This window comes from Paenibacillus apis, from assembly GCF_018333295.1.
Lineage (GTDB): Bacteria > Bacillota > Bacilli > Paenibacillales > Paenibacillaceae > Fontibacillus > Fontibacillus antibioticophila.
Window position 1 is genome coordinate 61969 of the sequence record NZ_BORS01000002.1, and the last position, 21200, is coordinate 83168.

Annotated in this window: 20 protein-coding genes; 3 read left to right on the forward strand and 17 right to left on the reverse strand. The window is 54.9% G+C overall.

The features are described 5' to 3' along the window. Window positions 1-87: 87 nt before the first annotated feature. The 8 genes from KI362_RS02940 to KI362_RS02975 form a co-directional block, all read right to left on the reverse strand. Window positions 88-3804, reverse strand: a complete 3717-nt coding sequence (locus KI362_RS02940) for a cobaltochelatase subunit CobN (protein ID WP_301624755.1) — start codon at window positions 3802-3804, stop codon at window positions 88-90. Window positions 3805-3808: 4 nt separating this feature from the next. Further along, window positions 3809-5893, reverse strand: coding sequence for a VWA domain-containing protein (locus KI362_RS02945; protein ID WP_301624756.1), 2085 nt, complete (start codon window positions 5891-5893; stop codon window positions 3809-3811). Then, window positions 5883-6821 carry an ATP-binding protein gene (locus KI362_RS02950; RefSeq protein WP_301624758.1) on the reverse strand — a complete coding sequence of 313 codons (939 nt, stop codon included), beginning with the start codon at window positions 6819-6821 and terminating at the stop codon, window positions 5883-5885. Before KI362_RS02950 ends, KI362_RS02945 begins: the two co-directional genes overlap by 11 nt. Window positions 6822-6839: 18 nt before the next feature. Next, window positions 6840-7667 (reverse strand): ABC transporter ATP-binding protein, encoded by an 828-nt coding sequence (locus KI362_RS02955; RefSeq protein WP_301624760.1) that lies wholly within the window; start codon window positions 7665-7667, stop codon window positions 6840-6842. Further along, window positions 7664-8665 (reverse strand): FecCD family ABC transporter permease, encoded by a 1002-nt coding sequence (locus tag KI362_RS02960; protein ID WP_301624762.1) that lies wholly within the window; start codon window positions 8663-8665, stop codon window positions 7664-7666. The genes KI362_RS02955 and KI362_RS02960 overlap by 4 nt, the downstream gene beginning before the upstream one ends. Then, the gene (locus KI362_RS02965; RefSeq protein WP_301624764.1) at window positions 8655-9698 is read right to left on the reverse strand and encodes an ABC transporter substrate-binding protein; all 1044 of its coding nucleotides are present in this window, start codon (window positions 9696-9698) and stop codon (window positions 8655-8657) included. Before KI362_RS02965 ends, KI362_RS02960 begins: the two co-directional genes overlap by 11 nt. A gap of 170 nt (window positions 9699-9868) precedes the next feature. Continuing rightward, complete coding sequence (locus KI362_RS02970; protein WP_044478069.1) at window positions 9869-10681, reverse strand: AAA family ATPase; 813 nt, start codon at window positions 10679-10681, stop codon at window positions 9869-9871. 25 nt (window positions 10682-10706) lie between these two features. After that, window positions 10707-11060: a DUF3024 domain-containing protein gene (locus KI362_RS02975; RefSeq protein ID WP_301624766.1), complete on the reverse strand. Its 354-nt coding sequence runs from the start codon at window positions 11058-11060 to the stop codon at window positions 10707-10709. A 184-nt stretch (window positions 11061-11244) separates the two neighbouring features. Between KI362_RS02975 and KI362_RS02980 the strand changes: the two genes are divergently transcribed. The 3 genes from KI362_RS02980 to KI362_RS02990 are packed head-to-tail and all read left to right on the forward strand — an operon-like array spanning window position 11245 to window position 14407. Next, window positions 11245-12177, forward strand: coding sequence for a permease (locus KI362_RS02980; RefSeq protein WP_301624768.1), 933 nt, complete (start codon window positions 11245-11247; stop codon window positions 12175-12177). 13 nt (window positions 12178-12190) lie between these two features. Next, window positions 12191-13261 (forward strand): TIGR03943 family putative permease subunit, encoded by a 1071-nt coding sequence (locus KI362_RS02985; protein ID WP_301624770.1) that lies wholly within the window; start codon window positions 12191-12193, stop codon window positions 13259-13261. 33 nt (window positions 13262-13294) lie between these two features. Further along, complete coding sequence (locus KI362_RS02990) at window positions 13295-14407, forward strand: CobW family GTP-binding protein (protein ID WP_301624772.1); 1113 nt, start codon at window positions 13295-13297, stop codon at window positions 14405-14407. A 354-nt stretch (window positions 14408-14761) separates the two neighbouring features. On the opposite strand, the gene rpsN is transcribed toward KI362_RS02990, so the two are convergent. From rpsN to KI362_RS03035, 9 genes are all read right to left on the reverse strand, one after another. Continuing rightward, window positions 14762-15031, reverse strand: coding sequence for a 30S ribosomal protein S14 (rpsN, locus tag KI362_RS02995; RefSeq protein ID WP_301624774.1), 270 nt, complete (start codon window positions 15029-15031; stop codon window positions 14762-14764). A gap of 2 nt (window positions 15032-15033) precedes the next feature. Beyond that, window positions 15034-15498, reverse strand: a complete 465-nt coding sequence (locus tag KI362_RS03000; protein ID WP_301624776.1) for a Fur family transcriptional regulator — start codon at window positions 15496-15498, stop codon at window positions 15034-15036. A gap of 14 nt (window positions 15499-15512) precedes the next feature. Next, window positions 15513-16736 carry a metal ABC transporter substrate-binding protein gene (locus tag KI362_RS03005; protein ID WP_301624778.1) on the reverse strand — a complete coding sequence of 408 codons (1224 nt, stop codon included), beginning with the start codon at window positions 16734-16736 and terminating at the stop codon, window positions 15513-15515. Further along, a complete protein-coding gene (locus KI362_RS03010) occupies window positions 16717-17589 on the reverse strand; it encodes a metal ABC transporter permease (RefSeq protein WP_212942949.1) in 873 nt (290 codons plus the stop codon). Before KI362_RS03010 ends, KI362_RS03005 begins: the two co-directional genes overlap by 20 nt. After that, window positions 17535-18239: a metal ABC transporter ATP-binding protein gene (locus KI362_RS03015; RefSeq protein ID WP_301624781.1), complete on the reverse strand. Its 705-nt coding sequence runs from the start codon at window positions 18237-18239 to the stop codon at window positions 17535-17537. Before KI362_RS03015 ends, KI362_RS03010 begins: the two co-directional genes overlap by 55 nt. A gap of 78 nt (window positions 18240-18317) precedes the next feature. Beyond that, entirely contained in the window at window positions 18318-19520 is a 1203-nt protein-coding gene (locus KI362_RS03020; protein ID WP_044479822.1) for a GTP-binding protein, read from the reverse strand. A gap of 16 nt (window positions 19521-19536) precedes the next feature. Then, window positions 19537-19686, reverse strand: a complete 150-nt coding sequence (gene rpmG, locus KI362_RS03025) for a 50S ribosomal protein L33 (RefSeq protein ID WP_044478057.1) — start codon at window positions 19684-19686, stop codon at window positions 19537-19539. Between the two features lie 45 nt (window positions 19687-19731). Further along, window positions 19732-20367 (reverse strand): ABC transporter ATP-binding protein, encoded by a 636-nt coding sequence (locus tag KI362_RS03030; protein ID WP_301624787.1) that lies wholly within the window; start codon window positions 20365-20367, stop codon window positions 19732-19734. Next, entirely contained in the window at window positions 20358-21188 is an 831-nt protein-coding gene (locus KI362_RS03035) for an ATP-binding cassette domain-containing protein (RefSeq protein ID WP_301624789.1), read from the reverse strand. Before KI362_RS03035 ends, KI362_RS03030 begins: the two co-directional genes overlap by 10 nt. Window positions 21189-21200 lie beyond the last annotated feature (12 nt).

Genomic DNA, 21200 nt, shown 5'->3' on the forward strand with positions numbered 1-21200 from the left:
CCGCTTAGCTCCTTGGTTTTTATATGAATATCACTCTATTATGCTACTAAGGCTGTACAAAAATTTACTTTCGGGACTCCCTCTCATTTAAATCCTCTCTTCGATCTCTCCCTCAAGCTCCAAATAGCGGTTGCGGAGTTCCTCAAGTTCTTCCTCCGTCGCCGGCCAATAACTGCGCTGGTGGGATTCCAGCAGGGTCTCCAGCATTTGATGGTATGCGAAGCGATTGTTCTCCAGCAGCTGACGGCTGCGGGCTTCATCCGCGACATAGGTTTCATGCAGTGCGGAAAACACCCACGAATCCACTTTGTTCGTCGTCGCCGCAAGCCCGAGTATATTTTCGAAGCGCTGTGCGATCTTTTGCGTTCCATGGTAATCATGCTCCAGCAGCGCGTCGATCCACTTCGGATTGGTCAACCGGGTACGTACACCCCGGACAATCGACTGCTCCGCCGATTCGGTCAAAGGCAGCTCCCCGGTCGTGTCTGTAATATGAATCTCCGCCGGCGTTCCCTTCGCCATCTCAACGGACTTGGACAAGCCGCCAAAATACTCATAATAATGATCGGAATCGGTAACCTCCCATTCATGGCTGCCGCGAATTTGCGAAACGACATCGACTGCCAGCAAATGAGTTCGGTACAGCTCCGGCTCCGCGTGCCCGCGTTGCTCCAAGCTGTAGACATACTGCTGACTGTCCGCATAGGCTTGCCCCAGCTCCGCTTCCTCGCTCCAATGCTTCGTCTCGATCAGCTTGGTCATGCCCGTCCCGTATTGACCTTCCGCAGGGCCGAAGATCCGGGCGTTCGCCAGATCCGCGGCGCGCTCAGACTCGTAGCCTGACGAGAGCAGTCCAGCCTTCGTCTTGCGGGTATGGGCCTTGAACAGGTTCATATCCTCCGGCTCGTCCAGCTCGGAGACACGGCGGAAAATCCGGTTCAGATCCTCCAGCAGATTCGGAAACATGTCACGGAACAATCCGGTGATATGGACCACGACATTCAGACGCGGACGTCCCAGCTCGGAGAGCGGGATGATATCGTATTCGGTTCGGAACGTACCGAGCCCTCTGCCGGTGCGTACTCCCAGATAGCGAAGAATCTGGCCGATCGTCTCCCCTTGCGTCCTGGACGTTTCCAGACCCCACAGCACGATAGCTGTTGTGCCCGGATATTCGCCATGCTTGTCGTAATATTGGCGAACCGAGTTGTCGGCGGTCCGCGCTCCCCGTTCCGCGGCGGTAACGCTCGGCACGGCACGCGGATCGAATTGATAGAGATTTCGTCCGGACGGCAGCACCTCCGGCGAGCGCATCGCGTCGCCGGCCAGTTTGGCCCGGAGATAGCGCCCCTCCAGCGCCTTCAGCAATCCCTCCATCTCCTCGTTGTTCATGGAGTTCTTGTATGCCTGATAGCCGTACTCCAGCGTCTGCTTCAAGGCCTCCTGCCATTCCGCCGGCTCCTTCGCGCAGGAGGACGGAAGCTCCCTCGCTGCAAGGTAACCGGCAATCAATTCTTCCGCCTCCTGATCCAGTCTCCGAAGTTCCTCCGTTTGCCTCTGCTCAGCAAGCTCCTCCGCCTTCTTGCCGTTCCGCTCCGCCAAGAGTCCCCGCAAGGAACGGACCGTTCCCCGCTCATGCCGAAGCACGAACCGCATGTAAGCGGCAGCCTCTTCGGAGGAATAGCCATCGCCGAGCACATGCAGGCCGCTTGGAATCATGGAACGCTGCATCCGGTACAGCTCCTCCTCCATGTCCTCCGGCGTCTTCGCGGCAAAGTGCAAAGCCTCGGCCGTCTCCTCCAGCTTGCGGAGGATATCCCGGCAGCGGTCAGGGTCCAGTTGCTCCGCTTCGCGGTACTCCTGCAGAAGCAAGTCCAGTTCAGCCCATTCGCCGTACAGCTCTGCCTCGGCAAACGGCGGCGCCTGATAGCCGACCAGCACCGCATGGCTGCGGCGTTTGGCGATCATCGCTTCCGAGGGATTGCCCACGTAATAATAGTACAGGTGAGGAAGCTCCCCCAGAAAATCGTCCGGCACGCAGTCGCCCGACATGCCGCATTCCTTGCCGAGCTGGAACTCCAGTGTGCCGTGGGTGCCGATATGAACGACCGCATCCGCCTCCCACTCCTCGCGAAGCCATTGATAAAAGGCGGTATACTGATGCGTCGGAAGCAGGGAACGATCATGCACGGACTTCTCGGGATCCTCATGAATGCCCCGCGAAGGCTGCAAGCCGATAAAAACATTACCGCTTGCGATGCCGGGAATCAAAAAGGCCCCTTGCTCCGCCATGATTTCACCGGGAGGTTCGCCCCAACGGGCTTTCGCCTCGGCACCCCACGAACGGGCCGCCAGCTTGGCTGCAAATTCAGGATCGCTGTAACGGATCATTTCATCCGCGGCCTGCTCGCCCGTCCATTGTCCGGAATTGACCAGACCGCCCTCAACAAAGCGGGAGCGCAGCTCCTTCGCAGATATTTCCTGAACATCATAACCTTCCTTTTTCAGCCTGGTGAGCAGCCTAGATACCGATTCAAACGTATCCAGAAACGTGCCTCCGAACACATTGGCCTCGCCGGGAGGGTAGTTATAGCAAATCAGGGCCAGCCGTTTCTCCCGGTTTGTCTTTCTTTTCAGTTCCAGCCAACGCCGGACGCGTCCGACCAGCCGTTCTGCCCGTTCGGGAAGGAGTGCCAGCCTGCTGAGCGCAACGCCCAGCCCCCGATCCTCTCCTTCACGGCGCAGAGCAGCGATCGGAAAGGTCTCAATGGCTCCGTCCAGCTCCGGCAGCACAACCTGAACCATAAGCTGCGAGGGACTTACTCCCTGAACCGACTGCCTCCATTCCTCCTCTGTTGTGCCGGATAGGAAAAACGGATGCAGCATCGGCGCTCCCACGGCGTCCAGCCAATCCACCGCACCGCCTGCTCCGGCTGGAGATGATGATGCAGCCCCGCCTCCGCCCGGACCGATCCCCAGACGGAAGGGAAGCAGATTGATGATCAAATCAACCGGCCGATCTTCTTCAACCAGCAATTCGCGAAGACGCTCCAGCGAAATATGCATGACGGAAGGAAAAGCCACCGGCAAAACGTCGGCAAAAGCCTCGATGCTGTCCATCAGCTCGCCGATACATTCCGCCATGTCCAGGGGATTGCCGTTACCGAGAAACAGCAGCGCCACTGTTGGCCGATGCTCCGTATATCTCCGGCTTTTCCGGTAGTCCGCCAGGGTCGAGAAACGTGTTCCCCGGAGCGGGTCTAACAGGCATAGCTCCTGAACGAAGACCGGAGCGGGAGGGACGGGCAACAGGTTGCACCCGCCATACTCCCGGCCCGCCAGACAGAGCAGGCCGAGCATATTTTCAACTCCGCCGCCCCGCCAATATTCCGTTATATTCACATAGCGGTCGTAGTCCTTCCTGAGTTCATTCGGCAGTTCTGTCTCTGCGTTCACACCCGGGCTCGGCAAGCGGTCGGCAGTCAGTCCGCCTAGCCGGAACAAAGAGCGGATCTCGGCCGCATCCCCGCCCACAGGAACGAACTGCGCCGCCCCTTGACTAAGAAGCAGCTTGATTTGTTCCACAACCTCCTTGCGAACGCCGTGCGCATCGAATACTACAAAATCTGCGGCATCCGGTCCGAGCTTCGTCTCCAGACCCGGCGGCGATTTGACGGATTCGGGTCCTCCCGGGTCGACGACGGCCAGCTGCAACTGATCCCGCTGCGCCTCATCCAGCCTACGGTACGCTGCCGACAAGTGAGCCTGTGATGCCTCGCTGTTCGTCAATACGATGATTTTCAACCTCTCATCTCCCCACGTATATATTAAAAGAAACGTCTGGCGGCCCTTCGTTATATAACAGAGCCGTCCCCACGCTCTTGCGCTCCTGCATCAAGTTCCTTGCCGCACGTTCGATCACGCCGGCATCCAGCTCCTCCAGCCGCAAATACTGCGCCTGCATGCATTCCGCCAGCTTGCGGGCGTAGCCAAGACGGACAAATCCCTGCTCCGTATCGATGACCAGGGCCTGGATCCCCGCAGCCGCAATACGGCGGCCAATGCCGCGAATTTCCTGCCAAAGGTCAAGCCCTGGAGTTGCCCCCACGTTCGCTTTTCCATCCGTCATGATGATCATTGCCGGAATGAGCCCGCTACCCTTGCGCTGCATCGTTAGCATCGTCTCCGCCCCTTTCTCCAACCCGGCCAATAGCGGAGTTCGTCCGCCGACAGGCATCGATTGTAAGCGGCGTTCAGCCAGCTCGACACTGCGCGTGATGTCCAGCAGCAGCTCTGCCCCGCTGTCCCGAAAAGCGACCAGGCCGACGCTGTCGCGCTGCCGGTAAGCGTCGCGCAGCAGCGACAGCACCGCACCCTTGACCGCTTTCATGCGCTTGGCCGCGTTCATCGAGCCGCTGGCATCGACGACGAACAACAGCGCGGTCCCCGTTCGGCTCTCCCGCACCTTGACGCGCAGGTCGCTTCCCTCGACCAGCACGCGAGGACCGCCTTCGCCGCCGTCAGCAGCTTGCCGCAAACGGCGGGCCTGCTGATAAGGAGCCGCCGCCCGCAGCGTGGCGTCGAGCGCCAGATCGGAGACCGCCCCTCGCGGCGTCTCCGATCGCGCATAGCGGCCGGACCGTCCGCCCTCGCTCGCCTGGTTGCGTTTGCCCGCTTTAGCCTTAAAGCGGGTGTGCGGCGGAGCAAAGGCAATCCGGCGGACGCCGAAGTCCCGGCCTACCGCCTCTACGACGGCACGCGCAGGGACGGATGCAGCGCCCTCTCCACTGGAGGCGGAGCCCTCCTCGGCAGCATTGCCCCCAAGCGCCGGTTCTGGTGCCGGCGCTTGTTCTGGCGCTGATTCTGGTGCCGGCGCTGCCTCCCCGCTGCCGGCCTCCGGCAACGGCGAGCCGTCAGGCTGCATGTCATCCTCCTGTGCATCGGATGACGGCGCTTGCTCCGGCGGCGGTTCAACGTCCGCCTGGCCGCGGTCCGGTTCTTTTTCCGGCGCTGCCTGTCTCCCGGCTTCATTCTCCGCCTGACGCATGCGGTGCGGCAGAACAAATCCGGCCGCCTCCTGCACATGCCCGGCACTGACCTCCGGCTCGCCCTCCCAGGCAGCCAAAGCGCGAGCAAGCTCCGCAAGCAGAATTTCCCCGCGCTGTCCCGAGCATCCGGCTTCGCTGGCAATTTCGGCGGCCAGACGCAGCATCGGCTCGCCGATCCGCACGGCGCCCAGGCGCTCCTGTGCCTGCGCAAGCCTTCTCCGCAGCGCTTCGGACTCTGGCTCGAAGGAGCGCGCAAATGCTTGCGGATCCCGCTCGAAGGCCAGCCTGCGGGTGATAATCTCCGCCCGTTCGACAGGATCGTACGAGGTGTCGACCCGGACATAAAGTCCCCAGCGGTCAAGTAAAGCAGGAGTCAGCTTGGCCTCCTCAGGATTCATCGTCCCTAGCAGCAGGAAGGAAGACCGCTGCCAACCGGCTGTCCCTTCACGCGCTCTTTCAAAACATCCTAGTTCTGCAGCGGACAAAATCGCGTTCAGCGCCCTTTCGCTCATCAGGTTCACATCATCTATCGTCACCAGTTGCCCGTCCGCTGCGGCCAGTAAGCCGGAAGAAAAGGTTCTCTCGCCAAAGCGGATGGCAGCTGCCGTCTCCAAGCCGCCAAAGAGCCGGTCGTCATCGACATGAAGCGGAATGCGGAGCTCCTTGCGTTCCGGAACCAGAGAAGCAAAGCCGCGAACAATTGTCGTCTTTGATGTCCCCGTCTCTCCGGCCAGCAAAACTCCCTTGACCGACGGATTCACGGCGTGCAGCAGCAGCGCTTTTTTGGCCCGCTCCTGGCCTACAACGGCGCAGAAAGGATACAAGGAACCGCCGTCAGCACACATTCGCGGCCTCCAGCAGCAGATCGCCGAGCCGTTCCTTGATCGTCTCCGTCCCGTACGCCCCATCCTCGAACGGTCTTCTGCGCATCCGATGCGGCATGACAAGCGAAGCCGCCTCAACCATGTCATCTGCCAGGACACAGGTTCTGCCCTCCAAGGCGGCGAGCGCCATCGCCGTCTTCATCAGCGTGATATCCGCGCGGTGACCGTCCACCTCCAGCCGAATCCCGACCTTGGCGGTCCATTCCAGCAGCTGATCGGCAGGCTCAATCCTGGCAAGCCGCTCGCGAGCGCTCAGAATCCGGTGATAGAGCTCCGTTTGTTCTCGCGCATATTGGCGTCGAAACGCTTCGGGATTCGCATCAAAGGCAAGACGTCGCTTGACGACCTCCATACGGGTCTCAACCTCCCGCTCTCCCCCTACTTCCACGGACAGCGCAAATCGGTCCAGCAGCTGCGGGCGTAGATCCCCTTCCTCCGGATTCATCGTCCCGATCAGAATGAAACGGGAGGGATGACTATACGACACCCCCTCCCGTTCGACCGTATTTACACCCATGGCGGCAGCGTCCAGCAAGGCGTCCACGATGGTATCATCCAGCAGATTAATCTCATCCACGTATAAAATATGTCCGTGAGCCGCAGCCAGCAAGCCCGGCTCGAACCGCTTTTCTCCCTCACGGATCGCATGCTCGATGTCCAGGGTGCCCACGACGCGGTCCTCCGTAGCGCTGACCGGCAGGTTGACGACATGAAGGCCTGGCATCAGATCGGCGAGCGCCCGAACTGCCGTCGATTTGGCCGTCCCTTTCTCTCCCCGGATCAACACCCCGCCAAGCCGCGGGTCCACAAGATTCAGGAGCAATCCCTTCTTCATCGCATCCTGGCCGACGATGGCCGAAAACGGAAATACATCCGGTGTGATATTCATCGTTATCCTCTCCATTTCCTAATGCACATAGATTTTTTCGGCCGTCTGCGCCTGCTCTTTGTTCGGAAGCAGCCCCGTTACAAGACAGCTCAGCCGTTGATTGACCGGATCGCGCTCAATGCGCCCCTTTACGCCGAACACTTCGCCAAGAGAGTGTTCGGTAATCGTATCCTCCGGCGACCCGCTGGCATACACTTTTCCTTTGCTCATCATCATGATTTCGTCGGAATAGGCCGCCGCATGATTCATATCGTGCAAGACCATGATGATAGTCATGCCGTGTTTCCGATTAATATCGGAGATCAGCTCCATGATCTCCCACTGATGGCTGACATCCAGATAGGTTGTCGGTTCATCAAGCAGCAAAAGGCGCGGCTTTTGCGCCAGCGCCAACGCAATCCACACCCGCTGGCGTTCCCCGCCGGATAAGGCGGACAGCTTGCGGTCGGCAAACATCCAAGTCCCTGTCTGCGCCAGTGCCCAATCGACGATGGCCTCATCCTCCTTGCGCTGTCCGGCCCAAGCCGGTTTATGCGGAAAGCGCCCGTAACCGACCAAGGTTCGCACCGTCATGTCCGGCAGCTTATCCTGGCTTTGCTGCAGCATGGATAACTGACGGGCCAGACTTCGCCTGGAATAGGCTCCGATAGGCTTCCCTTCCAGCAGAATCGAGCCCCCTGCCGGCTTCAATTGACCGGAGATCGCCTTGAGCAAGGTGCTTTTTCCGCATCCGTTCGGACCGATAATGCTGTAGATCTTCCCCTCCTCCGCCTGCCAATCCAGACGGTCGATCACGCATCGGTTGTGGTAATTGACAGAAACCTGATCCAGCAGCAATGCTGTCATTCTCCTTCCCTCCTTAGCAAATACAGAAAGAACGGAGCGCCAAGCGCTCCCAGTATAATTCCAACAGGCAGCTCGATCGGTGCGAACATCAGACGAGCCAAGGTATCACAGACCGTGACCACCGCTGCGCCGAGCAGCGCCGAGGCGGGCAACAGCAGCCGATAGTCACTGCCGATCAGCAGCCGGGCGGAATGCGGCACAATCAGGCCCACAAAGCCGAGCAACCCCACCACGCTGACGGCGCTGGCGGCTAGCAAAGTAGCTACAGCCGTCAATACCAGGCGGGTAGTCTCTACCTTAAGGCCAAGGCCGCGCGCATTGGAATCTCCAAGAGAGAGCAGATTTAAATGCACGGAGCCTGCCAAGGCCAGCGCCACTCCCGCAAAGGAATACGGAAGCATCATCTGCAGCTCCGGCCAGCTTTTGGCAGCTAAACCGCCAACGAGAAACACAAGCGCACCGTTGACCCGGTCGCTATAGAAGGTGAGCAGCGCGGAAATGCCGGAGCCTAGAAAAGCGGACACCGCCACCCCCGCAAGAATGATGCGGACCGGCTGAACGCCCTGCTTCCAGGCCAGCAAATAGATGATGGCAGCCGCTATCGAGGCGCCGACAAATGCAGCCGGCGTTAGCAGGGGCCAGGCTTGCGGAAATAAAATAAGGATGACGATGCCAAGCAGCCCGGCTCCCGAAGAGACGCCAATAATATGGGGGTCAGCCAACGGATTGCGCATGACCCCCTGCAGAATGGCTCCGGACAAGGCCAGATTCACGCCGACCAAGGCCGCTACCAGCGTGCGAGGCAGACGGATGCTCCAGATCACTTCTTTCATCGGCCCGTCAAACCCGTGGAACAAATACCTCCAAATATCCTCCAGCGAAATCGAAACGGCTCCGGTTCCGATGCTAAACGCAATCCCTGCTGCTGCCGCAACTGCCATAGCTGCTAATACGAAAACGCCTCTCGGAGCGGATACCCGTTTAATGTCAGTTTTCATTGCCATACACATCAGGGTATACAAGCTCTGCCAGATACTCGACCGACTCGTTTAGCCGAAAGCCCGGATTCGACAGCAGCAGATCCGAGGGCAAGATGGCCATGCGTTGTTCCTTGACCGCACGCAGCGAAGCCCATGCCGGTTGAGCGGCCAGATCCGATTCGACTTTCTTCTCTCCATCCTCCCGCGCTCCATGAATAAGGACAAAGACATAATCCGGGTCCAATTCTACGATCTTTTCCAGACTGAACGGAGCAGTAGACGGACTCTTCTGCGATGCCTCCAGCGTTGCCGCTACATTTTTCAGATGCAGCATTTCCGCGACCTCGATTCCCACCGTATTTTGCCGCTGCACGCTAATGCTGCTCGGCGTGACATTCAGCATAATGAAGGTAGGCGCCTGATCTGAGGGCACCTTGTCCGTCAAACCGCCGATTTGCTTCTCCAGCTTTGCCAGCGCTTCGTTTGCTTGCGGCTCCGTACCGGCCAGCTTGCCGAACAGCTGGGCCTTTTCCTTCAAATCGTCATAGGTGCTGAGCGTGAAGAGCGCAAAAGGAACATTACTGGCCTCCAGAACGTTTACCAGCTCACGATGGAACGAAGTAGAGCCGATCACCAGATCCGGCTTCAAGGACAGCAGCTTTTCCGTATTCACGGTGGTCATGCCGCCGACATCCTCAATCGCCTTGGCCTTCTCCGGAATGGTTCCTCCCGTTGACGTAGCCTTAGCTATAGCGGTACCTTCAACCGCATATAGCAGGTCCAGCAACTGCGGGGAGAGTACGACGATTTTCTGCGGTTGTGCCTGAAGCGTAACCTCACGATCAGCATCATCCGTAAAAGATAGGAAAACCTCGGCCTGATTCTCTTCCGTCACGGTTGAAGACTCCGTCGGTTCCGCCGCAGACACCGAAGAGTTTGCTTCCTGCTTTTCCGCCGCAGTGTCAGCAGCAGGCGATGAAGCACACCCCGTTGCCACCGCCAGCATCAGACTCCCTAATAGAATAAGTGTTGTTTTTTTCAATGAATGCATCGTTTTCTTCCTCCTCCATGAAGTTAAAGCGTAATTATTACTATTTGTAGATATGAATATAGAATTTAGGAAGCGGGTCGTTCAATGTTCGCCAGTTGCTTGCGCGTGGCAATCCACATGATCCCCTTGGACCGCACAACCTCATGCTCGTGCTTCACCCAACCCTATCCTTATTTGTGATCCGCTTTAGGTCTGTATTCCGAATACGCATCCTCCAGATGCTTTCGTGACAGAGAACCGTCCTCGATGATGGCCTTTCGTTTGGCTTTGAGAACGATTTGCTCCATATCGGCAAAGCTGCAGCCCGCAAGCAGGCCTAGTGCCGCTTCGTGAATCGGTCCGTCCAGCTCGAAACCATCCAGCAGCAGCGAAATAAATTCAGTCCGTCCGGCATCGTCAGGCATACTGTAATTCATCTTCGTATCAAAGCGGCGCCAGATCGCCTGATCCAGCTCTTCCTCCAGATTGGTGGCTGCGATGAAGATGCTGTTCCCTTCAAATTCGTCCAGGGACTGCAGCAAGGTATTGACTACTCTGGCCATTTCCTTAACTTCATCATTATTGTCCCTTGTTCTTCCGATCGCATCGAACTCATCCAGGAACAGAACGCATGGTGTTGCCTTGGCATAATCGAATATTTTGCGGACATTGCTTCCCGTCTCTCCCAGATGGCTATGGATAATCGAATCCAGTCGGACCAAAATCAAAGGGAGCTCCAGGCGTGCGGCGATATAAAAGGCTGTCAGTGTCTTTCCTGTACCGGGAGGGCCGAACATGACAATCTTGTTGGGAATCGGCACATCATACTGCTCGAACCTTTCCTTTAAGCCGATGATGGAGATGAATTCCTCGACAATCTGGCGGTTAACAGGCGAGAATACGATTCGTTTTGCTTTCTTGCCGCACTCTTTAGGCGTATAAAAGGTCGCCATGTCGGTCCCCTTGGACCGTGGGAGCCGGAGATTTGCGTTGTTTTTACTCATTCATGGATACTCCTCTTACTTTTAGTCAGAATGTTTCAGCCCAGTCGCCAGTGGGCCAGAAGATCCCCTCAGGATCCAGCTCGACCTGCTCAAGCTGCCGTTCAAAGTCCGGACTGGGCGCAATGGATTTGACGGGTACCCAGTCATGGCTCGCATTTAGGGCATACACATTCCATTGATTGTGTTCCAGACGAAACTGTGCAATAGCCGAACAAAGCCATTGCCGCCCGTGGGAATGGGACCGCTCCTCGAAGAGAATCATTGCTTTGCCGTCCCACACGTATTTTAAGCGCACGAAAGACCGGACCTCCTTCGGAACCTTCGCTTCAAAGTAGCCGTTTAAGATGGCCTCCAATCTTCGAATCGTAAATTCGTCCATCATTAACACCCCATATCACGCCTATAATTTGCTAAGCTCGCTATTAAATCGTAATTTTTACGATGTGAATAGTATACTGATCACTTCTTTGTGTGTCAACCGTTTATCTTGTTGTTATTTGTATTTGCTACGATTAAAATAGAACAGGAACATTATCATTCTTCGAAGGGACTTATATACAGTCATGTCATTGCTTGCATTGGATTTTTCATCTGAACTCCTAACATTCAAAACGATATTTATCAGCATCTTTCTGGAAGCACTTCCGTTCATTCTGCTGGGCGTGATCTCATCCTCCCTGCTGCAAATGTTCGTATCCGAGGAATTCATCGCACGGATGGTACCAAAGAACCCTTTGCTCGGCATTTTGTTTGCCTGCTTCTTCGGCGTGCTCTTTCCGATCTGTGAATGCGGCATGGTTCCGGTCATTCGCCGATTGATTGCCAAAGGAATGCCGGTCTATATCGCCACCGTATTTATCATGAGCGGACCGATCCTGAACCCGATTGTCTTCTTTGCTACCTACACCGCCTTTCGCAGCCGCCCCGAGATCCTTTACTCGCGGATGGGACTGGCTCTGGTGGTCGCGCTCGTCGCGGGCCTTCTCATTTACCGCTTCATTCGTTATAATCCGCTTCGTCTAAGCATGGAGACCATGTATGATGAAGGAACTGGAAGCAGCATGCATCCTCCTGGTGCCGGGAAGGTCACCTCGATGTTCATGCATATGACCAGCGAATTTTTTGAGATGAGCAAATATCTTACCCTTGGCGCTTTGATCACCGCCCTGATCCACACCTTTGTAAATACGGGGCAGCTAGCGGCTTACGGGAACGGTCCGATCTCCTCTCATATGCTGATGGCCGGATTTGCTTACATACTCTCGATCTGCTCCACCTCGGATGCCTTTGTGGCCTCCTCCTTTGTAAACACCTTTTCGGCCGGCTCGCTGATTACCTTCCTGGTGCTTGGGCCGATGCTTGATCTGAAGAGCACGCTTATGCTGCTGTCTGTATTCAAGACCAAATTTGTTGCCACCTTGAGTGTAATTATCGTATTGGTTGTGCTGGCATTCAGTATTGGGTGGGATCAGCTATTTTTAAAATCTTTCTCGTAAAGGAGTGCCTTCCATGAAAAATCAGCAGCGGGCTACCGTGCTCCATCATGTGGTCAGAACCGTCATTCTGTTAGGCTTGGCTGTGTACATTGCGTTTCTGGTCGAAAGCGATACGCTTCAGCTGTATATCGGCATTCGTATTCGGCCGCTTGTCAAACTCTCGTCGATTGTCGTCTATGCCCTGGCCGTCATTCAGGGCTTTATCGCCTATAGAGCTTATCGAGGCTCCATTATCGAATGCGACTGCTGCAGCGGTGCCAAGGAGAAATCCTGGTTCCAATCCGGCTTTCTGTATGCCATGCTTGCCCTGCCGCTGCTATTAGGATTCTTGCTGCCCGATACCGTGCTTGGCGGCTCCTTTGCCAGTAAGAAGGGCATGATCCTTGGCGCATCTACTACACCCAATTTAGGAGCTATGTACGCGCAGCAGCAGTCCGCCATTTCAGGCGATACTGCCGGTAACATTTCAGATGATGCTGTTGGTAACATTTCAAACGATGCTGTTGGTAGCGCTGAGGGTTCCATAAACCATGAGAGCCCCGATACCTCCCTTTCGGCGGACTTTGGAGAGACCGCCACGCCGGGCGAATTGATAGCCACTGACGGGGCCTCCGGGATATCAGCTGATCCTGTGTTCATTGGTGCGGATGCCTTCGAGCAGGAGTTGGCCGTATTGGCTGAGCGTCTGTACGCCCAGCCGGTCATCGAGGTCAAGACCGACATTTATATGGAAATCCTCACTACCATCGTCACCTTCCAGGAGCAGTTTGCAGGCAAAGAAATCGAGCTGACCGGATTCGTCTACCGGGAAAAAAATCTGGACAAAAACCAGCTTGTCGTTGGACGAATCGCCGTGCAGTGCTGTACCGCCGACGCGACTCCTTACGGCGTGTTGACCGAGTTCCCCGAGGCCTCCGGGTTCGCCGATGACACCTGGGTCCGGCTGAAGGGAACCCTCGGTCAGACGCAATATAACGGAAACACCATCATTAAAGTGGATGTGACTGAATCCGAAGTCATACCTGCACCGGACAATCCATATATTTACCCTAACTTTGATTTTTTGGACGTCAGTATCCCATGATGATCAAAGGACTTGAAGGATAAGGAGGAGCCTATGAAAACACCTGTTATTGTCATCTCCGGCTTTTTGGGAAGCGGCAAGACCACACTGCTGCTTGAGCTGATTCAAGAGATGCACCGCCGGAAGCTAAAGCCGGCCATTCTGATGAATGAGCTCGGCAAAGCGGATGTGGACGGCATGATCCTGTCCCAGAGCGCCGGGGATATCCCGCTGGAGAAACTGTTCGACGGCTGTATATGCTGCAGCAAGAAATCGGAAATATCCGGGTCGATCCAAGGCTTGCTTGCGCTGGCTCCCGATGTCATTCTGGTCGAGCTGACCGGGGTCGCCAATCCCGAGGAAGTCGTCGATGCAATGGCTGAGCCCGATCTGCTGGATAAGGTGATACTGCACAACATCGTCACGGTCATAGATGCGGAGCATGTGCTGGAATACAACAGTATTTTTGCCTCGGACAAACAGCTCGTTCACACCCTGCGGCGCCAATTGAATGTTGCGGATGTGATCGTCGTCAATAAGCAGGACCTGGTATCAGATCACCATCTGTCAAAGGTCGAGCGTCTAGTCAGAAAGCATAATGAGCAAGCTGCTATTTTCTATGCCGTACAGGCCAAAATCGAGCTTGAGAGCGTGCTGCGGGGACTGGTTCCCTTGCGCCTCAAGGCCAAAGCATCCAGCCCGTTCAAGGTCATCTCTGCACCTCACCAGCCTTCAGAGCCTCGCGGCCGCTCCGGCTCCCAGTATGGGCATGGTCATGATCACGGGCATGGGAATGGGCATAGAGACGCAAACGGGCATGGACATAGTCACGATCATAATCACGGGCAGGGTCACGTGCATAGTCACAATCATGATCATCGCTCCTTCTCCCGGGTTCAGACCATCTATATTCCGATTAACAGCGAAAGTCCCTTTTCTCTGAAAAAGCTGGAGAAGCTGCTGAAAAATCAGGGGAGCCACGTGCTCCGTGCCAAAGGCTATGTTTCTCTGAGCGGTGCCTCCAATGCCGATGCGTCGCTAATCCAGTTTTCAGGAAAGCAGCTCCGCCATGAACGCACAACGTACAAAGGGCCCCATTATCTGGTCGTCATTGGGTATGACCTGGACGAACACGAGCTGCTTGATGCTTGGCGTTCTATCGGCTGAAATGAAACAGCGCAACCATCGAGTGGTTTGCGCTGTTTTTTTTCTATTGCATAGCAGTATAAGCTGATCTCAACGCCAGCATCATCATACTGAGCGATGAACGAGTACTTTTATCCGTTTTTTCATACAAAAAATAGGAATTCAAGTCCCAACCCCAGCATTTGTACGATTTTTCGCATAAAAGTTGCCTACTTGAGTAACATCCGAGCTAATTTATCCGTTTTTTCGTACAAAACAGGCAAATTGGGCCCGCACGATCCTACAGTTATACGATTTTTCGTATAAAACTCTCTGCGCCTCACTCACCATTCCAGCTAACTTATTCCACTATAGAAATACATGCCCCGCTATCCCTTACCAACTTGCTTTTTTTACGCCGGGAATTTGCCCTTTGTGGGCAAGCTCGCGAAATACGATCCGGGATACTTTGAATTTGCTGAGATATCCCTTGGGCCGCCCCGATACGGAGCAACGGTTGTGAAGACGGGTCGGCGAAGAATCGCGAGGCAGCTTTTGCAGGGCTTCATAATCACCGACTTCTTTCAGCGTTCTGCGCTTCTCGGCGTACTTTTCCACCAACGCTTGCCTTTTCAATTCCTTGACGACCTTCGATTTCTTGGCCATGCTTAGTCCTCCTTTGGCTTGCGGCTGCAATCTCCGCATAGTCCATAGATTTCAAATTTATGAGACCGGATCACAAATCCATCAGGCGGATCAATTCCGTGATCTACCGGACAGAAATCCAGCGGGTATGTCATGTGGCAGGACTGGCAAATAAAATGGTGGTGATGATGGTCCGGCCCGCATCTCAGCTTGAACCGGACACCATCGGGAAAGTCGAATTGCTCGATCAGATTGATCTGCACGAGCAGACGAAGATTGCGATACACAGTGTCATAGCTGACACCGGGGATGTGCCTAGAAATATGGGTGTGCACCTGTCTCGGCAGTACAAAGCCTCTGGAGCTGGAGAACAGCTCGGCGATTAATTTGCGCTGTACGGTAATCCGAAGCCCTTCCGCCTCCATCCCGTTAATGATGCTCTCCGCCAGGTTCTCCATCTCTTCCCGCCCTCTCTTTTCCAGATACATACCGGTTGCCTCTTCTATTCGTTCAGCGCTGCCTTTAAAGCTTCAAGGTTTTGACGCATCAGACCGAGATAATCCAATCCGCCTGCGATATCCTCTTCGGTCAATCCTTCAATCGGATTAAGAACTGCGGATTTAGCGCCAAGCTCCGCAGCAATCGTATCCGCTACCTTGGACGATACCAGGGTTTCGAAGAAGATCGTCTTCACGTTATGCTCCTTCGCGAATTCAATGATCTCCGCCATTTGGGCCGCGGAAGGCTCCTGTTCCGGGGACAGACCGGCAATCGGAACCTGGGTCAGACCATATTGCTTGGCCAGATAGCCAAAGGCCGCATGCTGCGTTATGAAGTCTTTGCGAAGGGAATCCTTCAAGCCTTCTTGAAATTCCTTGTCCAGTGCTTCCAGCTGAGCAACATAAGCATCTGCGTTAGCTTTAAATGCCTCCTTGTGCTCTGGCGCCGCTTCCGACAGTCCCTTCTCGATATTGCGAACCTGCTGGATCGCCATCGCAGGAGACAACCAGACATGCGGATCTAAGCCTCCATGGTCGTGGTCATGGTCGTGGTCATGGTCGTGGTCATGATCGTGGCTGTGCGCTTCTTCGCCCTCATGGGCATGGTCGGCTTCATCATGGTCATGAGCCTCCTCTTCGTGAGCATGATCATTTTCACCATGAGCGTGATCTTCTCCCTGGTGGTCATGCTCCCCTTCCTCATGGCTATGGGCTTCTTCGCCCTCGTGCGCATGATCAGCTTCATCATGATCATGACCTTCCTCTTCATGAGCGTGGTCATGCCCTTCATGATCATGACTATGAGGTGTGCCCTCCATGATCTCTAGACCGTTGCTCGCCTCGATGACAAGTACATGCTGTCCGGCAGCACTATCCAGCACTTGCTCCGCCCAGCTCTCCATTCCGGCGCCGTTGTAGACGAATACGTCGGCATCCGTAATAGCGGCCATGTCCTGCGGCGACGGCTCCCAATCATGGGGCTCTACGCCGGCGGGCACGAAATTCTCCACCTCAGCCAGATCACCGGCTACTTGCCGGGTGAATTCATACATCGGATAGAAGCTCGTCTTGATCTTCAGCTTCTCTCCTGCTGCAGTATTCACAGGCGCCGAATCGGGAGCTGCATTCTGATTTGAACCCGTTTTGTTGGCATTTGAGCCGCAGCCCGCGACAACCAGCATGATCGATAAAAATAAAACCGTTACACTATGCTTCCAATATTTCATGGATATTTGACTCCTTCGACTGAATTGTTTTTTGCGGTCTCCGGCGGCCAATCAGCCGCAGCAACCGTTGAATCAAAATCGTAACCAGCAAGAATGATAGCAAAATCAAGGCGATCGTCCCCCCGGGCGGCGTATCCGCATAATACGAAACGCTCAAGCCGGAGAACACGCCAAGCATTCCGGTTCCAATGGCAATGAAAATGGCCGAGGTGAAGCCGGCAGCAATCCGCAGGGCCAGCGAAGCAGGGAGCACGATCAACGCCGAGACCAGCAGCACGCCGACAACAGGCATTGCTGCCGCTACGGTCATACCCGTTAATACGGCAAAGGAAAAGGACAAGGCTTTTACCCGGACACCGGAAATTTCGGCCGTCTCTTCATCAAAGATCATGCTGTATAACGGACGCCGTAAAATGATAAAATAAGCAACCCCTAGCAGAGCAACGAGCGCAATCAAAGCTAATTGGGTATTGCTGACCGCAACGATGGAGCCGAACAGGTAGGAACTGAAGCTTTTACTCAAATTCTGCTTAAGGCTCATCAGCACTACAGCCAGCGCCAGCCCCGAGGTCATGATGATCGCCACCGGCATCTCACTGTATGTACGGTAAGAACGCCGCAGCTGCTCGATGATAAGCCCTCCCGCTACGGCAACGGCAAAGCCGCTGAGCGCAGGATTGAGATGAAGCACCGAGCCGAGAGCAACGCCAGCCAGCGACACATGGGACAGCGTATCCGCCATTAGCGCCTGCCGCCGCAGCATCAGGTACACGCCAAGCAGCGGAGCGATAACCGCAATCAGGCCTCCGGCCCAGAAGGCCCGTTGCATGAATTCGTAACTGAGCATTGCCATCCCCCCTCCTTCCGTTCCAGATGAATCAGCGCATCCAGATAAGGGGCAGCTTCCTCCAGGCCATGCGTCACCATGATCACGGTACGTCCATGCCGGCTTACATCCTCCCGAAGCATCCCATACAGCTTCATCCTGCTGGCAGCATCCATCCCTGTGGTCGGTTCATCCAACACCAGGACATCCGGCTCCTGGACAAGCGCGCGCGCAATACAGACTCGCTGCTTTTGCCCCCCGGACAGATCCCCGATTTTCCGGTTCCGGTAAGCCCACATCTCCGTCCGTTGCAGCACTTGCTCCACCTTCTGCCGATGCTCCGCCTTGAACCTCCGGAACAGCCCGAGCCTGAAATAGTAGCCCGAGCTGACCAGTTCACTAACCTTGCTCGGAAATCCGGTATTAAATGAAGCTGCCTGCTGCGGCACATAGGCTACATTCAACCGGGTGCCATCCTCCTGGATCCGGCGGAAATTCACCGTGCCGCTCCAGGGCTTAAGCAGTCCGAGCATCAGCTTCAGGAGCGTCGATTTGGCCGCGCCGTTCTCTCCCGTAATGCCGATCAGTTGCCCGGCATGGATATCTAATGATAAATTCTCGATGACAGCCTCCTGTCCATACCCAAAGACCACATCACGCATAGAGGATAAAATCATTGAAACCTCTTCCTTTAATCGTAATTATTACTACACAACAACCTATATTAGCGTAATAATTACGATTTGTAAACCGTTTTATTGAAAAGCTTCCTCGGGCCAAGGCAGGGGATTGTTGAACCTGCTCCAGTCCTGCTTCATTTCTTCTTCCGTCAGCAAACAGCGTCCTAATCGCTTTTCGATATCCGGCCGGTTCATCTCTACGCCGATAAAAACCAGCTCCGTCATCCGGTCTCCCCACTTCTCGTCCCAACGCGCCCTCACCTCCGGCTCGCTCTCGAGCACTTGGCGCTGCTCCTCCTCGGGCATCGCTGCAAGCCAATACCCCGCAGGACCGAACTGGATTGAAGGTCCGGCCTGACTTAGCGTGGCCGCCATATCGCCGCGGGCGGCGATCCATACGAGCCCCTTGGCGCGAACGACTTCCTCCGGCCAATTGCTGAAGAAGAAGCTGAGGCGCTGCGGGTGAAACGGGACCTTGCTGCGATACACGAACGAGCCAATACCGTACTCTTCGGTCTCCGGCGTATGCTCCTCTTTGTTTAGCTCCGCGATCCAGCCTGAGGACAGGCTCGTCTTTTCAAAATCAAACAGGCCTGTATTCAAGATCTCTCTTGGATCCACGACGCCGTTTACCGTCCGGATCAGCTTGGCCGCAGGCTGAAGCTTTCTCAGCACCGCCTCAAGCTTTAACAATTCCTCTTCTTCCACCAGATCGCATTTATTCAGCAGCAAGACATCGCAGGTTTCAATCTGATCGATGAGCAGGTCTACAATGTCCCTGTAATCGTTCTCCCCGGCCGCCTGATCGCGGTCCAGCAGACTTTCGCCCGAAGCAAAATCATGCCAGAACCGGTTGGCGTCCACCACGGTAACCATCGTATCCAGCCGGGTCAGCGAGGTTAAGTCGATGTCCAGCTCAGGATTGGCATAAGTGAACGTCTGCGCGACCGGAACCGGCTCGCTGATTCCCGAAGATTCGATCAGAATATAATCAAATCTCCCTTCGGCAGCCAGCTTCTGAACCTCGCGCAGCAGATCGTCCCGCAATGTGCAGCAGATACAGCCATTGGACATCTCTACCAGCTTTTCTTCGGTTCTGGACAAGGTATTGCCGGACTTCACCAGATTGGCGTCCACATTGACTTCGCTCATGTCATTGACGATGACCGCTACTCTTAAGCCATCCCGGTTGTGCAGGATATGATTAAGCAGCGTCGTCTTTCCGGAGCCCAGATATCCGCTCAGTACCGTAACAGGAATTTTCTTCGTTGATTCCATCATATTTGCTCCTTCTTTATCGGGTCTCGCGATGCAGCGTATATTTTCTGAGGCGCGGACAGTATTTCATCAATTCCATCCGCTCCGGATGGGTCTTCTTGTTCTTGGTCGTCGTATAATTCCGGTCTCCGGTCTCCGTGCAAGCCAAGGTAACAACTACTCTCACAATAAACATCTCCTTTTAATTCGTAATTTTTACGATTTGATTATTTTACACGTTCGTTATTCGGCTGTCAACCAAATCAGATCTGTCCCCGATTTTGTAAATATTGTCACACAGACGACTCAATAAGCTAGACTCATGACTAACCACAATAACACCGATATTTCTGCTTTTACAAATGCCAAGAAAAGTGTGCCAGATTTTTGCCTGCGTAACGGCATCCAGCATCGTCGTCATTTCGTCTGCAATGATATACTTGGTTGCCGGGTTCAGGGCTCTTACAATGCAGAAGCGCTGTTTCTCCCCGCCGGAAAGTTCAACCGGCCAACGGTTCATCCATTCCTCCCGGATTTCGAAAGCATCCAGAATATCATCCGTGGGCGAATAGGATTCGTTCAGCACGTCGCACATGCGCCATTTGGGATTGATCGCCTTTTCCGGGTGCTGATAGATTAATTGAACCGATCGAAAGCCCCTTTGTTCCATGGGACGGTGATCTACCGTTACAAGGCCGGCATGCGGAGAGATATAACCGGCCAGCATTCTGGACAATGTCGTTTTACCGCACCCGCTGTAACCGGATAACCCCAGCACTTCTCCCGGCGCGACAGAAATGTCGATATTCTTAAAAATCCAGCGATCCTTTTTATAATAATGACCTAGTTTTTCTCCTCTTAAAGACATTGACCATCCGCCTCCCTTCCGTTGAATTCCAGATCGAAATCGTTTTGCGGTAATGCCCGCCACAAGCTTTGGGCATATTCGGTCTTTAAGCGTTCTCCCTTGCCTTCAAACGCCGCGGCTTCGGCAATTTCTACAGTTGCCCCATCCTTGATAACCACTACCCGGTCTGCAATCTCGAGCGCAGAAATAATATCATGTGTAATCAGCATGACCCCTGCACCGTCGATCGCAAATTGCTTCAACTGACGTAAGATTTCGGACAGCGCCTGAGGATGGATTCCCGGTGTCGGTTCGTCTGCAATAACTAGCTTGACGCCCTCCCGAACACTTGTCGCAAACAGTACCCTGCGCAGCATGCCTCCCGATAGTTCATGCGGGAACAATCGGCCATCACCGCTCTTCAAGCCATAACGGGCAAACAGGCTCTCTTGCGCGGCCTTTGCCGTGCTGCGATCCAAGCCAATCTGTACCTGCCGCCCCACACGCATCAAAGGATCCAGATAGTTGACGGATTGCGGAATGAACGAAATCTCCCTCCCCCGCAACTGCTCCTTTCTTTTGTCCGTCAGCTCTTCTCCTCTATAGAGGATACGCCCACCACAAACTGCATTTCCAGGCAAAATCCCCAGTACAGAGTGGGCTAACAGACTCTTGCCCGATCCGCTGGCTCCAACGACGGCCACGACTTCTCCCTCTCCAATATCAACATGCAAATCAGCTATGGGACGGATGATTCGTTTTTTCGTTCCTCTCGTATACTGAGAAAAGCTGATCGACAGATTTTCTACCTGCAGCAACTTTCTTTTATCGGAATTGTTCAATGAAAGCCCTCC

Excerpts from the sequence above, each read along its gene's own strand:
- KI362_RS02945 (WP_301624756.1), bottom strand. The coding sequence starts at position 5,893 with ATGTGTGCTGACGGCGGTTCCTTGTATCCTTTCTGCGCCGTTGTAGGC.
- KI362_RS02950 (WP_301624758.1), bottom strand. The coding sequence starts at position 6,821 with ATGAATATCACACCGGATGTATTTCCGTTTTCGGCCATCGTCGGCCAG.
- KI362_RS02955 (WP_301624760.1), bottom strand. The coding sequence starts at position 7,667 with ATGACAGCATTGCTGCTGGATCAGGTTTCTGTCAATTACCACAACCGA.
- KI362_RS02960 (WP_301624762.1), bottom strand. The coding sequence starts at position 8,665 with ATGAAAACTGACATTAAACGGGTATCCGCTCCGAGAGGCGTTTTCGTA.
- KI362_RS02965 (WP_301624764.1), bottom strand. The coding sequence starts at position 9,698 with ATGCATTCATTGAAAAAAACAACACTTATTCTATTAGGGAGTCTGATG.
- KI362_RS02970 (WP_044478069.1), bottom strand. The coding sequence starts at position 10,681 with ATGAGTAAAAACAACGCAAATCTCCGGCTCCCACGGTCCAAGGGGACC.
- KI362_RS02975 (WP_301624766.1), bottom strand. The coding sequence starts at position 11,060 with ATGGACGAATTTACGATTCGAAGATTGGAGGCCATCTTAAACGGCTAC.
- KI362_RS02980 (WP_301624768.1), top strand. The coding sequence starts at position 11,245 with ATGTCATTGCTTGCATTGGATTTTTCATCTGAACTCCTAACATTCAAA.
- KI362_RS02985 (WP_301624770.1), top strand. The coding sequence starts at position 12,191 with ATGAAAAATCAGCAGCGGGCTACCGTGCTCCATCATGTGGTCAGAACC.
- KI362_RS02990 (WP_301624772.1), top strand. The coding sequence starts at position 13,295 with ATGAAAACACCTGTTATTGTCATCTCCGGCTTTTTGGGAAGCGGCAAG.
- rpsN (WP_301624774.1), bottom strand. The coding sequence starts at position 15,031 with ATGGCCAAGAAATCGAAGGTCGTCAAGGAATTGAAAAGGCAAGCGTTG.
- KI362_RS03000 (WP_301624776.1), bottom strand. The coding sequence starts at position 15,498 with ATGTATCTGGAAAAGAGAGGGCGGGAAGAGATGGAGAACCTGGCGGAG.
- KI362_RS03005 (WP_301624778.1), bottom strand. The coding sequence starts at position 16,736 with ATGAAATATTGGAAGCATAGTGTAACGGTTTTATTTTTATCGATCATG.
- KI362_RS03010 (WP_212942949.1), bottom strand. The coding sequence starts at position 17,589 with ATGGCAATGCTCAGTTACGAATTCATGCAACGGGCCTTCTGGGCCGGA.
- KI362_RS03015 (WP_301624781.1), bottom strand. The coding sequence starts at position 18,239 with ATGATTTTATCCTCTATGCGTGATGTGGTCTTTGGGTATGGACAGGAG.
- KI362_RS03020 (WP_044479822.1), bottom strand. The coding sequence starts at position 19,520 with ATGGAATCAACGAAGAAAATTCCTGTTACGGTACTGAGCGGATATCTG.
- KI362_RS03030 (WP_301624787.1), bottom strand. The coding sequence starts at position 20,367 with ATGTCTTTAAGAGGAGAAAAACTAGGTCATTATTATAAAAAGGATCGC.